Source organism: Paenibacillus sp. J22R56, from assembly GCF_056269375.1.
The window spans coordinates 20,945-34,085 of record NZ_JBWDNV010000009.1 but is presented as its reverse complement, the minus strand read 5'-3'; the positions used below and the strand labels follow the sequence as shown (position 1 = coordinate 34,085).

At 43.2% G+C, this 13,141-nt stretch carries 12 protein-coding genes; 6 read left to right on the top strand and 6 right to left on the bottom strand.

The genetic code is table 11. From position 1 onward, the window contains the following. Positions 1–35 precede the first annotated feature (35 nt). Together AC0YNT_RS21255 and AC0YNT_RS21250 are read left to right on the top strand one after the other, a co-directional pair. Entirely contained in the window at positions 36–998 is a 963-nt protein-coding gene (locus AC0YNT_RS21255) for an ATP-binding protein (protein ID WP_167280603.1), read from the top strand. Between the two features lie 24 nt (positions 999–1,022). After that, positions 1,023–1,913, top strand: coding sequence for a tetratricopeptide repeat protein (locus AC0YNT_RS21250; protein WP_475806434.1), 891 nt, complete (start codon positions 1,023–1,025; stop codon positions 1,911–1,913). Positions 1,914–1,963: 50 nt separating this feature from the next. Here AC0YNT_RS21250 and AC0YNT_RS21245 read toward each other — a convergent pair whose 3' ends face one another. Continuing rightward, positions 1,964–2,368 carry a LysR substrate-binding domain-containing protein gene (locus tag AC0YNT_RS21245; protein ID WP_475806690.1) on the bottom strand — a complete coding sequence of 135 codons (405 nt, stop codon included), beginning with the start codon at positions 2,366–2,368 and terminating at the stop codon, positions 1,964–1,966. Between the two features lie 1,747 nt (positions 2,369–4,115). Here AC0YNT_RS21245 and AC0YNT_RS21240 point away from each other — a divergent pair. Then, positions 4,116–4,952: an AraC family transcriptional regulator gene (locus AC0YNT_RS21240; RefSeq protein ID WP_475806433.1), complete on the top strand. Its 837-nt coding sequence runs from the start codon at positions 4,116–4,118 to the stop codon at positions 4,950–4,952. 72 nt (positions 4,953–5,024) lie between these two features. On the opposite strand, the gene AC0YNT_RS21235 is transcribed toward AC0YNT_RS21240, so the two are convergent. The 5 genes from AC0YNT_RS21235 to AC0YNT_RS21215 all read right to left on the bottom strand — a co-directional run bounded on the left by AC0YNT_RS21235 (position 5,025) and on the right by AC0YNT_RS21215 (position 10,635). Next, entirely contained in the window at positions 5,025–6,653 is a 1,629-nt protein-coding gene (locus AC0YNT_RS21235; RefSeq protein WP_475806432.1) for a type 2 periplasmic-binding domain-containing protein, read from the bottom strand. Between the two features lie 36 nt (positions 6,654–6,689). Then, complete coding sequence (locus AC0YNT_RS21230; protein ID WP_475806431.1) at positions 6,690–7,571, bottom strand: carbohydrate ABC transporter permease; 882 nt, start codon at positions 7,569–7,571, stop codon at positions 6,690–6,692. A gap of 10 nt (positions 7,572–7,581) precedes the next feature. Continuing rightward, positions 7,582–8,481 (bottom strand): ABC transporter permease, encoded by a 900-nt coding sequence (locus tag AC0YNT_RS21225; protein ID WP_475806430.1) that lies wholly within the window; start codon positions 8,479–8,481, stop codon positions 7,582–7,584. A 236-nt stretch (positions 8,482–8,717) separates the two neighbouring features. Then, complete coding sequence (locus AC0YNT_RS21220; RefSeq protein WP_475806429.1) at positions 8,718–9,998, bottom strand: alpha-L-fucosidase; 1,281 nt, start codon at positions 9,996–9,998, stop codon at positions 8,718–8,720. Positions 9,999–10,395: 397 nt separating this feature from the next. Further along, complete coding sequence (locus AC0YNT_RS21215) at positions 10,396–10,635, bottom strand: SidA/IucD/PvdA family monooxygenase (RefSeq protein ID WP_475806428.1); 240 nt, start codon at positions 10,633–10,635, stop codon at positions 10,396–10,398. Positions 10,636–10,734: 99 nt separating this feature from the next. Here AC0YNT_RS21215 and AC0YNT_RS21210 point away from each other — a divergent pair, with 99 nt between their 5' ends. From AC0YNT_RS21210 to AC0YNT_RS21200, 3 genes are all read left to right on the top strand, one after another. After that, positions 10,735–11,184 carry a MarR family winged helix-turn-helix transcriptional regulator gene (locus AC0YNT_RS21210; RefSeq protein WP_475806427.1) on the top strand — a complete coding sequence of 150 codons (450 nt, stop codon included), beginning with the start codon at positions 10,735–10,737 and terminating at the stop codon, positions 11,182–11,184. A gap of 62 nt (positions 11,185–11,246) precedes the next feature. Continuing rightward, the gene (locus AC0YNT_RS21205; protein WP_475806426.1) at positions 11,247–12,647 is read left to right on the top strand and encodes an NAD(P)-binding domain-containing protein; all 1,401 of its coding nucleotides are present in this window, start codon (positions 11,247–11,249) and stop codon (positions 12,645–12,647) included. 185 nt (positions 12,648–12,832) lie between these two features. Then, entirely contained in the window at positions 12,833–13,141 is a 309-nt protein-coding gene (locus tag AC0YNT_RS21200; RefSeq protein ID WP_475806425.1) for an ArsR/SmtB family transcription factor, read from the top strand.

The following is a 13,141-nucleotide window of genomic DNA, read 5'->3' as shown; positions in this document are numbered from 1 at the left end:
AATTTTCGTTATAGCGTGGTTGAGGAGGAATCGATATGTCGGATTTTGATCAGGATGAGTTAGCGGAAAGACGACGTAATAAATTGAAGCTTATTCAGTTTAACAAAGATGATCAGTCCTTGATCGAATCGGAAAAGCCAAAGGAAACCTTCGAGGATGTTGGCGGACTGGAAGATGTGAAAAAGAAGATTCGTATGAACTTCATTCTTCCGCTGAAGCAGCCGGAAATCTTTAAGGCGTATGGCAAGGAAGCCGGCGGAAGCTTGCTGCTGTTTGGACCTCCAGGATGTGGGAAAACATTCTTAGCGCGTGCTGTTGCTGGAGAAATTGACGCGAATTTTATTCATATTGAGCTGCAGGCAATCCTATCGATGTATGTTGGACAAAGCGAGCATAATTTGCATGATGTATTCCAGAAGGCCCGGGATAACAAGCCATGCGTGATCTTTATTGATGAGCTTGATGCGATGGGCGGAAGCCGTCATCAGATGAGGCAGCATCATGAGCGGATGCTCGTCAATCAGCTTCTTACGGAGCTTGACGGGCTGCAGTCTGCTAATGATAATGTGTTTGTCATCGGTGCGACGAATACACCATGGTATCTGGATTCCGCTTTGCGGCGGCCAGGACGGTTCAACCATCTCGTGTTCGTACCACCTCCAGAAGAGGAAGAACGGAATACCATTCTGCAGTTGAAGCTTGCGGGTAAGCCTACTAATAGTTTAAATCTATCTAAGCTGGCTGGCGAGACAAAGCTATTCTCGGGCGCGGACCTCGAGCAGGTTGTGGCAGATGCCGTTGATTCGGCTATGGAGCGTACATTCGAGACTGGAGAGATTCAGCCGATCACGCAGGATGATCTGAGGAAGTCTATTAAAGGCCGGAAGGCCACGACGGTAGAATGGTTCTCTACAGCAAGAAACTATGCCACATTCAGTGATGTGAATGGTGATTATCAGATCGTGCTCGATTATGCGAAGAAGCATGGTATCAAATAGTTTTATAGGCGGGAGGACTGTCTTGTGGAAGATACAGAAGATACGATAACCCCATCGTCAGAGGCAGCATATACGTCTATCTATCAGCTGATTTATTGGAAGCGATATAAGGAAGCGCTTGTTGAGACGGAGAAGCTGTTGCGTGAAGACCCTCATGAATCGGATCCTTATGCGTTATATGGTCAGATTTTCTTACTTATGGGTGACAAGGAGAAAGCGATACATTGGGTGAATGAAGCTTTGAGAAGAGATCCTGAGAATCATCTGGGATGGTATGTCCGCGTCTCGGCTTATTATGAAGCTGATAACGAATCAGCATTTAACGAAGCCGTATCAGAAGCTCTGCGGATTGACCCTTATGAAGCTCATTATTACTTCTTGAAGGCAAACCAGCATGTGAAAAAAGGCAAGCATGCTCATGCCAAAGCACAAATGGAGATCGCACTGGATCTCGAGCCGGAGAAGCCGATTTATCTGGCTATTCTTTGTTACATTGAAGCCTTGCTAGGCAATGATGAGGTATCCAAAGAGCTGGACCGTCAGGCTATCCGCTATGATGCTGAGCAGCCGGATGTTCTGATGTATCTAGCCTGGGCAGCAGCTAGGCGTGGTGATTATAAGCTTCAAGAGACGTATATGCGTAATGCGGTACGTTTAAATCCCGATGACAAGCAGTATCAGAATGAATATTTGGAGTCGCTTCAGCATCAATTTTTACTCTACCGAATCTGTTTGTGGCCAAATAAATTATTCCGTAAAATGAAGCCCTGGCAAATTTTTGTCGGGTGGGCGGTTTGTTGGCTGCTCTTTAAGCCGCTGGTTCTCGTGTTTATTGCCCTTCATATTCTAGCCCATTGGTCGACAAAAGCTATTATTCATGTTCGTGTGTTTGGCTGGCGCAGGCGAAGAAGCTAATGATAGATATACCGGATCGATACTCTCAGGAGTTCGATCCGGTTTTTTATTTATTTTGCTTCGGGATGAAAATAAGAGCCTAAGAACTCCAAGTACTGCTTAGCTGCTCGAGGCAAATATCGCTTCTCATTCCAGGCGATTGAGAACTCGCGTTCACAGAATGGTGACTCAATGCTGAGCAGCTTAACGTTCGGATCTTCGTTTGTGTTACGAGGGATGAATGCGACGCCAAGTCCCGCTTGTACTAGACTCCATAAAGCTGATGGCTCATCAACTTCGCAAATAACATTCCTAGTGATGCCGGCAACATCGCAATAGGCATTATTGATATGACGGAAAGGATACTCGGTATGATATTCGATAAACGCTTCATTCGCTGCTTCGGCTAATGTGATACTTTCTCTAGCAGCTAATCGATGTGTCATTGGAACGGGAAGGTTAACCTCTGCCTTCAATACGATTTGTTCTCGAATCAATTGGCGGTGGTTGTTCGCTATACCTTTACTTATTCTGATTACGCTGCCGTATTATCGAAAATATCTAAACACGGAAATTAGAGCAGGAGGAAGCATCGATTGGCTTGGTGGAGGTCTTCTGGCGGGTACAGTAGCTTTGCTGCTTCTAGCCATTACACAAAGTAATAGGTGACTGGGAGCCGGAAGCGCATTGTTGCTCTTAGGCTTCTCTCTGGGGATTCGGATGGCTTCTGATCCATTTGTCTCAAGGGCACTCATGAAAGATCGCGTTTATTTAACGGGATTAACGATCGCGGCGCTAAGGGTAATTCTTTTGTGTATTATCTAGCAGCGGCCGCGGAGGCTTATATGGAGAGTTAAAGGAATGAATAATAAGTGTAAACGCTTTCATTAATAATGAAAAACCCATGCAAATTGAGATATGATTTGCTTGGTTTTTTGTATGAAAAAGATTAATGAGCTTAAATAAGTTTGTTTAAGATAAATGTGTAAAGAATAATTCGTTATGATCATGGTAATGAATTTACTATGGATTGGAATTAAGATTCTCAGCAGCCGGCAAAAAAAAGTTGAAATGATTTAACCGATTAACCAGCTGATTGAAATTCGTGCAATCAATGAAATCAGCTGTACAAATGATCAACTGTAGATCAACTGTAGAATTAGCTGCAGATCAGCTAATCAGATAATCATTAAATATGATTGTAATTAAAAACTGTGAAACTGTGAAACGCGAAATGTTGAAAATGAAGCATGAATGCGAATATATGAGAGCTTAAAAGAAAAATCAACGAAAAAGAGCAAAATCAGCAAAATCAACAAAATTGACCAGAAGCACTTTTATCCTGGTCTTATTTAATACTACTTTTTCACAAAACCCGTATTTTATACATATGTCATTAAAACAGGTACTAACTTGCCATTTTGTTGTTCTCAACCAACAAGTAATAAACAAGTGCGAAACCTCGTTTACCTTCCCACTCGCTGTAGTAAAGAAGGTCTTTGCTAGGTCCAGCGCTATATACTGAGCCATTACGTTTTGCTCCTCTACAGCCGTTTTGCCGCACGCTGACATTCCAATCACACAGCAGGACAATATAATGACCATAGCGTAGAGTGTCCTAATTTCTCCATAAGAGATATAAATTAAAAAATAAACAAATCGCGATAACAATCAGACCAGTATTTTTAGATTTATATTCTGCCCACTTTCCTCTTTTATATCTCCGCACTAAAACAACAACTATTGATATAATGAAGGATGATATCATCATTGCAACAAGAAGCTCCATTTTATATCTCCTTTCTTCCACTATTTAGACGTTAATGTTTGGAAATTGTTACGCTAACCTGCCCGTTCGTAAATAACTAGTTGTACATTTTGGGCAACCGGCTTGGTATAGAAGTTCTTGTTCTAATACGGTTATGTATAGAAGTTCTTGTCTTGAGCAAACGATAAGAACTTCTATACATAAAATAAAAAAGCCGCAGTATATGCGACTTCGATTGTATAGATGTTGTTGTCGTCCGACAATGATGTATATGAATCCTCAACTAAATGGATAGAAACACCGCCTGAGACAACGCACTGTGACCCGAAAGATGGAAACTTTGAACAAGTGACCCCGTCTTTCGGGTTCTTTGCCTTGCCCAGCAATTCACGATGTTTTCCCCCTCTTTGTCGATATGTTATAATTGATAATGCGAACGGAGGGGTCTTACCAATATGATGTACCGCCATTATTTTCTGCCACGCTTCGAGGAATTCGATTTTTTTTGTTTTCCTCTTTCCCTCGGGAAATACACGCGGCCAAGTGATCAGGATGTCAATCGCGAAACGGGACTTAGAGATTTCAGTTTGCACCTCGTTGTTGCGGGCAAGGGATATATCGAGCTGGACGACACTGTCCATGCATTGAAAAAGGGCGACGTCTTCCTCCATTGTCCGCAGCAGAAAATGCGCTACTACACCTCCGAAGATGATCGTTGGGAAATCTATTGGCTTCAGTTTAACGGAAACGGACTCGCAGATTTTTTACTGGAGAGAGGATTTCGCGAACCGTCCATATGGTATATGAATGATTTCACGATGCTGGAGCAATCCTGGCTCGAGTTGCTTGATGAAATTGAACAAAACCAGTTCTCGCGGCCGGCCAAAATCTCCGCTCTGACTTACGCCGTGCTGATTGAGTTTATGTGCAATGCGATTCCGTTTTCCAATAAGAGAGGGACTCAAAATGTCGACCGGATTATTCAGCTCTTGCCCTCCATGCAGAAAAACGCCCATCTTCCTTATATTTTGGAAGAATGGGCGGATAAGGTAAATCTGACGCCGAACTATTTCTGCAACCTGTTCAAAAAGGTAACCCGGATAACGCCTCTCGCCTACATAACGAAATGCAGAATTCAAAACAGCAAACATAAGCTTCTCGCCGACCCGCATATGTCTATCAAAGAAATTGCAATCGACTCCGGGTACCCCAGTGTCAGTTATTTCAATAAAATATTTATGGAGATGGAGGGCGTAACCCCGGGAGAATTTCGCAAGACTCACTTCAAATGAAACTAACAAATCTGACGAAAAGCGCCGCAACCGCAAAAAAGGGGCTGAAGTAGGCTTCGGCCCCCGAAAAGACTATTGATTTAATTTATCGTTATGCATCTTTACAACTTCTTCGTAGTCGCCCATCTTCTTCAACTTATTCTGGAAATCATCCCATTCGGAGAATTTCATTTCCCCTTTGATAAACTTAATCATCGATTCGTTCACGTAAGTGTCAATAGGAGTCATGATGCTGGCCTTCTTATCGTTTTCGTCTTTCGTAAATACGACACGCGGCGCAAAATCGTTAGGGGACACCGCATCTTTTGCATAGGTTCCATTTGCGATCCAATAGCTGATTTCCTCTGCTTTCCCATCATGGTAGAACGTAGTAATGCTGCCCGGATCGGTGTATTTGGCGAGTTTGTCTTGAGGTGTCCATACGATACCTGCCCGAGCGCTGTTGGTCGTACCCACACCGTATTTGTTCAATTCATCATAAATATTCGATGCGTTCAAAATATTTGGCGCTAATTCCTTCTTACCGTCTTTAACCACGTACGTGGTCCCTTCGGCCCCCCAGTTCATCAGGTCCATCATTTTTTCGGAGAATTGATGATCGATCAGCTTAGCAAGAAGCTCAGGATGTTTCGCTTTAGCGGAAATCACGATACCGGAGCCGTTGTTCAGTCCTTTGCCACTCGGCTCGGCCCATTGCTGCCAGCCTTTCCCGTATTTCGAAGACGGGAACAGAGAATTGGTCCATTTCACTGAGGCTTGGTTGTTCGTATTGAATTCGGTAACATATCCGGAAAAAATTGAAGGGTACATAAAGGTTTTGCCGGTTGTTGCTTTCGGTCTGGACTGATCCAGATCGTCTGTCATGAAGGCTGGATCCAGCAGTTTTTCCGAATAAAGTTTGTTCATAAATTGCAAAGCTTCTTTAAAGTTCTCCTCTGTCGGACCGAAAACGAATTTTTCACCGTTATAGTAAATCCCGCTATTCGCATGGAACGAGTTAAAAAAGCCGTTGTAGAGCAGCCACGGTTGGCTGATACCAACCGGATACACATCGGGATACAATTCCTTCAGTTTTTTTGCGGCATCGTAATACTCATCAATTGTTTCGGGAATTTTGATTCCGTTCTTTTCGAAAATATCAAGCCGATATGCCGGATTAAATTGGGACGGTTCCAAGTCTGTCGGATTATTGTAGCCGTCGAAGAAGGCATATATCTTTTTATCCGCGGAGTAAAGATACTTCTCCGAATCAGGCGTTGCTTCTACGAAGGTTTTATAGTTCGGGTTTTCATTAACGTATGGAGTAAGGTCGGCAATAAGCCCTTCCGCACCGTAATCATCGATCTGATCCTTTCCTAGAACAAGCATGACATCGGGAATTTCTCCGCTCGCCAACATCACCTTCGATTTTTCGGTGTATTCATTTCCCCATTGCAAGCGGTTCCACTTAATGTTCAATTTGACTCCCAGATAGCTCTCCATTTCCTTTTCCCATTCTTTTTGAATCAATGTGTCCGCAGGATCGACACCGAATTTAGGAATCATGACTTCGAAGCTTAATTCTTTGACGCTGTTGTTTTCCTGTGTATTTGCGCTTTCCTTCGTGGCAGCAGATTCAGAGCTATTATTATTATTGCTGCAGCCAGCCATTAACGTTACTGCCATCATAAGTGCAATTACGATCATCCAACCTTTTTTCACTGTTCAACCCCCCTGTTTACTTGCTAATAACGATGGTCATCCCTTAATAGAACCAACCATTGCGCCTTTGACGAAGTACTTCTGCACGAAAGGATACATACACAGTATCGGTGCCAGCGTGACGATAATCGCAGCCATCTGGATATTCTTGGGGTTCACCTCCCTGCCGATTACCATGTTTTGAATGTCTTTCGACGAAGCTCCGCTATCCTCGATGATAAGACTGCGTAAAAACATCTGAAGCGGATACTTACTTTCATCTTTCAAATAGAGTAGCGCATTGAACCACTCGTTCCAGAAACCGACAATAGAAAACAATGCGAATGTGGCAAGCAGAGCTTTCGATAAAGGCAAATAAATGCGAAATAGTATCGTAAAGTCGTTAGCCCCGTCCATTAAGGCGGATTCGCGCAGTTCGTAAGGGATATTTTGGAAGAATGATCGGTAAATGAAAACATTGAAAGCGCCGACACAGCCGGGAACAACCATAACCCAAAATGTATCCAACAAGTGCAAACTTCTCATCAACATGTACGTGGGTATCATTCCGCCGCCGATGAACATCGTCACCGCAAGAAAAACCGTAATGAATTTCTTCAATTGAAAATTTGCAATCGTCAGCGGATACGCCATCAGAGAAGTCATAAGCAACGTTAGCAAAGTTCCCGCTGTTGCATAAACAATCGTGTTTTTATAGCTGATGTACAAATTGGGCTTCTCCAATATCACTTCATACCCCACGGTGTTCAAGCCTTTCGGAAACCAACCCACATCCCCAAGATCAATATGATCGGGAGAGCTGAGCGATATCGCGATAACGTTCATGAGCGGGTATACCATAACGATGACCAGCAAGATCATGAAGCCATAATTCGCTGCGTCGAACAACCGGGAACTGAAACTTTGTTTGTAATGCATCGTTAATCACCTACCACAGACTCGAATTGGAAAATTTTCTTGCTATTTTGTTCGTAATTAAGATGAGACAGAAAGCCACGACGGACAGCATCAACCCTACCGCGGTTGCATACTCCAGTCGTCCGCCCTGCAAACCTTCACGATACACGTAAGTTCCGATCACATCGGCAGTTTCATACGTAGCTGGATTATACATAAGCATGACTTTCGTAAAATCGTTCCCGAGAATACCGCCTACGGCCAATATAAACAAAATGATGGTTGTAGGTAATATGCTGGGCAGTGAAATGTGCTTCATCTTCTCCCAACGATTCGCCCCGTCGATAGATGCAACGTCGTACAGGGTAGGATCGACATTGCTTAATGCAGCCAAGTACAGTATCGTCCCCCAACCGATCCCTTGCCAAATACCCGAACTTATGAAAATGGTTCGAAAATATGGCGATTCCGACAAAAAATTGATGGGCTCCATTCCGAAGAATTCGGTAATATGATTCACTAGTCCGTCCACTGAAGTGAATTCCTTAATCATCCCGACGACAATCACTGTTGAAATGAAGTGCGGAAAGTACGATACCGTTTGTACAAACTTCTTGAACTTCATACTTCGCAGTTCATTAAACAGCAGCGCCAATATGATCGGCGCGGGAAACCCCCACAGCAAGCTGTAAACGCCAAGCAACACTGTGTTCTTAACGGTGCGTATGGCCATTGGATTATCCCAAAATTGCGTAAAATACTTAAAACCTACCCAAGGGCTGTCCCATACCCCTTTGGCCACACTGTAATCCTTAAATGCGATTAGAATCCCATACATCGGAAAGTAGCTGAAGATCAAGACGAGAAGAAAGCCTGGCAAAACCATCATGTATAAATATTTCTGACTCATAAGCGACCGCGCCAAAAACATCCCCCTCTCTAAAGAACGAAAATACCTTCCGGCCGGAATGGTAACGTAATATTACGCTCTTTAGGTGAATTGTATACGTTTGCATTATGCATATCAATAACAATATAAAACTATTTATACAACAATATTACGATTTATAATCGAATAAAAAATGGCTGTAACGCATTTTGCGTAATGTAAAAGGAGTATCCTTCGGGACGAAGGATACTCCTTAAATGGCCGAACCCGCTTTTTCTTTATTCCGTAATTAGCATAATGACGGTATCCAGCGGTTCCCATTTTTCTTTAGGAACTTTGATCGAAATCCCTTGCTCATTTTGTTCGAAAGGAACCACGCTTCCGTCAAGCAATTGGCAATGTATGATTTTCTGTTGGACCACCGGCACAATCATGTTCTCAAACGCAGGCATATTTTGTACGTGCAAATAGAGATAGTTTTCATTGCAGGTCATGCCGTAAATATGGTCTACGGGCTCGATAGGGCCCGCCCGCGTTCCATAGATAGCTTCGCCGTTCTTCTTCATGAATGCGCCAATTTGCTTTAATCGCTCTACTTGGCTTGCAGGTATTTCCCCCTCCGGACTAGGGGCAACGTTGAGCAGTACATTGCCGCCGCGGACAAAACTATCAATCATGAGCTTAATGATGTCCTCGTACGGCATGACCTTTTCTTCCGGTTCATAGGACCAGAGATGAGCGATGGAAAAATTTTTCTCCCAATCGATGGGAAGGATATTTCCGGTTACTTCATGAGGACCTTCATCGCATTGAAAATCGCCGATCCAACCGGAGCGCGGATTAATTACACATTTCGGCTGGTTTTCCCTTACCATTTCGTTGAGTCGGACCGGTTCCCAGAACCAAGCCGCATCGGCATCCGTTCCGTCATGAGCCAGCCAGCCTCCGTCGTACCAGAGAACATCGATCGTCCCATACCGCGTGGTCAGCTCCCGTATCTGCTCATAGCCTTGCTCTTTCATCAGTTTCGCGTTGTCGGCCAGTTCCTTCGGTTTGAAGTAGCCGGGAAACCGCCAATCCATGGGCGAATAATACATTCCAACCTTCAGTCCGGCATCGCGAAAGGCGTCCGAATACTCTTTTACAAAATCGCGTTTCGCGGCGGCATGCATACTGTCGAAATTTCCGTAACTGCCAGGGCTGTCCCATAGCGCAAAGCCGTCATGGTGACGGGTTACCATAACCGAATACTGCATGCCGGCTTCTAAGGCCAGATCAGCCCAATCCTTCGGATTCCATTTTTGCGGGTTAAATTGGCCGGCCAGATTCGCATATTCGTATGCGGGAATCTTCTCGTTAAACATGGCCCATTCACCGCGCCCAAGTATGGAGTAAAGTCCCCAATGGAAGAAAAATCCCAGCTTGGCATCTCGCCACCATTCCATATCCTCATCGCTCAGGTTTACCCAAGGAGCCTCAACGCCGTCCCGACTCTTCAACTGAATGCTGCTTTTCAACATAGATGCAAGCTCTGCATCCTGCAATTTTTTGATTGTCATGCTCTGTCATTCCCCTTCGAGTAAAATAAAATTATTTTATTTTCATATTATAAACCACCGATAACCCAACTTAAATAACAAGATTCTATAATATATAAAACAAAATTATTATTATGTATTTCGGAAATATCGGATAGAATACAAAAAAGAGGATCACTGTTCTCAACAGCGCCGGAAGATGGCATCGTACGCATCCGCTCGCTGAAAGAGAGATATATTGAAAATCTTTAACCCCTGTTGCGATTACAACATTTTTAGCCTCCACCTTATCTCCCGACTCTGCCGTAATCGTATAATACTGCCCATTATAGCTTACATTACGTACGAGCTCTGATGAGAACTGGATTCTAGCCCTTTCAGCAAACCAAAAGGCATAACGTACGAACGATGTACGTGGCTAGGGAGATTCGAGTATGGTATGAGTTTCTTTTGCAAATTGTTGAATGGTGTACTTCCCATCAGGATCAGAAAAACTAACCAGATCATGAGGCGTTCGAATGTACATGTTTTGGGGCATCTGATTCATCCAGAAATCCATGGGGTATCCAAACAGTCTGTAGCATAGTTTCTTCTCGACAGCTTGTGCGGCTACCGATATTCCATACGGTCCAGCTCCAATTATAATGACATCTAACATCCCAAGACCCCTCCTGCATTTGGTAATTTTAAGATCGATTATACAATTACTTGCAATTTGCAAATTTAAATGCTATAAATGTCTCAGGAGGTCATGCAAATGGAAAATGTGAGGAATATGTTTCAGATCTTGTCCAGAAATTTTGGTTTGTTAAGTGAACAATGCTGTGATTCTTGTTGCGGCCAAGAGGTATCACTTGTACAAAGTCATATCCTATATGAGATAAATCGTCAGCATAATCCCTCTATGCAGGATATTGCAGGAGCACTCGGGATAGACATCACCACGTTTAGCAGACAGGTTAAAACACTAACAGATAAGGGATTCGTAAAGAAAACGCCTCACCCTTCTGATCAACGAATCAATATATTATCCCTAACACCGGAAGGATTAACGGTTGAGAATGCGATTAATCTTACTGTAAACACCCAACTGAATGGTGTACTCTCGACCATGAGTGAATTTGAACGAGAAACGGTACTTCGCTCTATTCAATTGTTTAATGATGCTATGACAAAATCAGAAGCATGTTGTGTACCTCCAAAATAATGGAGGTATACCTTTTATCATATACTTGCAATTTGCAAATAAAATCTGAGGAGGAAGTAAAAATGAAGACACAATTACCAACAGCTATTATCGGTGGCGGACCAGTAGCATTAGCTGCTGCTGCACAACTTGTAAAAAGGAATATGCCCTTTATTTTATTTGAAAGAGGCACTCATATCGCATCCTCTATACTTAGTTGGAAGCATGTAAGGATGTTCTCCCCTTGGGAATTTAACATAGATACAGCCGCTAAGGGGCTCCTGATGGAGACTGGGTGGCAAGCTCCAGCAAAAGATCACATGCCTACAGGGCTGGAATTAGTGAATGGGTACCTTTTACCATTATCACAGCTAGATCAATTACAGCCCTCTATTCATCTTCAATCAACGGTAAAAGCCATCTATCGAAAAGGGTTCGATAAAATGAAAACAGCCGGCCGAGATACTGCCTCCTTTATTATTGAATATGAGCAGCACGGTGATTTATTGCGTAAAGAGGCTGCTTCTGTCATTGACGCCACTGGAACATGGCTCACACCAAACCCGATGAGCACAAGTGGACATCCTGCTGAAGGCGAGAAGAATAATAAAGATCATATTCAGTATGGTATTCCGGATATTTTGGGCGCTGATAAAGAACGTTATGCGGGGAAAAACATCGTTGTTGTTGGCAGCGGTCATTCGGCCATTCAATCACTCACCTTATTGAATGAGTTAAAAATGAATATCCCGGAAACAACAATCCAATGGGTATTAAGAAAGCAAAGGGTTACGGATGCTTTCGGAGGCGGAGAAAATGATGGTTTACCGGCACGAGGAGCACTAGGTACTCGAGCTAACCAATATGTACAACAAGGCAATGTACAGGTTCACACCTCTTTTCTTATTGATCAAATTAAGAAAGAAACAGACACCTTATCTCTACATGGTTCTAAATTAGATAAGGCTTACTCTATTGCTAAGATCGATGAGGTTATTGTAGCAACGGGTGCAAGACCTGATTTCTCGTTCCTTTCAGAATTGCGGTATGCAGCTGATAGCGCTGTGGAATCCGTCCCGCAGCTTGCCGACCTGATTGATCCCAATAATCACAGTTGCGGAACCGTACGCCCTCATGGTGAAGCGGAACTACGTCAGCCGGAAAAGGACTTTTATATCGTGGGATCAAAAAGTTACGGTCGAGCTCCGACTTTCCTGCTGGCTACGGGCTATGAACAAGTACGTAGTGTTGTTGCTGCATTAGCTGGTGATTTTAAAGCAGCGCGAGAAGTGCAGCTTCATCTACCGGAAACTGGCGTATGCTCAGTGTCCAGATCAACAGAAATAAGTGATAATAGCAACAGTTGCTGCACGTCTACCCCGAAGAAGATGTTTATTCGGCCAATCGCTGTAACAAGTATTAATAGTGGCTGCTGCAGTTCTAATAACGCGTCTACATCATGTGAAACAGATACAGGATGTTAATGAATGAGAGCTTCTGCTAAAATGCAGAAGCTTTTTATTATATCCCCTTTTTGTTATCTATACGTTAATCTTTGTTAACCCAATGTCAAACAAGTAATTACGAATATAATCATTTACTTATATAATTGATCGCGTATATAATTACCCTGTAGTTAGCAAGCTAGTTACCGAAAGGAGGAAAGAATTTGCAATCGATTGAGGCAATGTCCGATGAACTTAAGCTTCTCTCCGATAAAACTAGACTGACAATTATGGCGCTCTTACGACACCGAGAGATGTGCGTCTGTGATATCGTTGAAATTTTAGAAACCACCCAACCGAACGTTAGCCAACATCTAAAAAAACTAAGAATGGGCGGTCTCATTAACGAGGAGCGCCGTAGTCAGTGGATCTACTATTCATTGAACTTACATGACAAAGATTATTTGAAGCAACTAATCGATCAGCTTCCATCCATGCAAGAGAAAATCAATGCAGTTAAAGGCTGTACGTAA

Coding starts and splice junctions, on each gene's coding strand:
- AC0YNT_RS21255 (WP_167280603.1), top strand. CDS start 36: ATGTCGGATTTTGATCAGGATGAGTTAGCGGAAAGACGACGTAATAAA.
- AC0YNT_RS21240 (WP_475806433.1), top strand. CDS start 4,116: ATGATGTACCGCCATTATTTTCTGCCACGCTTCGAGGAATTCGATTTT.
- AC0YNT_RS21230 (WP_475806431.1), bottom strand. CDS start 7,571: ATGCATTACAAACAAAGTTTCAGTTCCCGGTTGTTCGACGCAGCGAAT.
- AC0YNT_RS21225 (WP_475806430.1), bottom strand. CDS start 8,481: ATGTTTTTGGCGCGGTCGCTTATGAGTCAGAAATATTTATACATGATG.
- AC0YNT_RS21220 (WP_475806429.1), bottom strand. CDS start 9,998: ATGACAATCAAAAAATTGCAGGATGCAGAGCTTGCATCTATGTTGAAA.
- AC0YNT_RS21215 (WP_475806428.1), bottom strand. CDS start 10,635: ATGTTAGATGTCATTATAATTGGAGCTGGACCGTATGGAATATCGGTA.
- AC0YNT_RS21210 (WP_475806427.1), top strand. CDS start 10,735: ATGGAAAATGTGAGGAATATGTTTCAGATCTTGTCCAGAAATTTTGGT.
- AC0YNT_RS21205 (WP_475806426.1), top strand. CDS start 11,247: ATGAAGACACAATTACCAACAGCTATTATCGGTGGCGGACCAGTAGCA.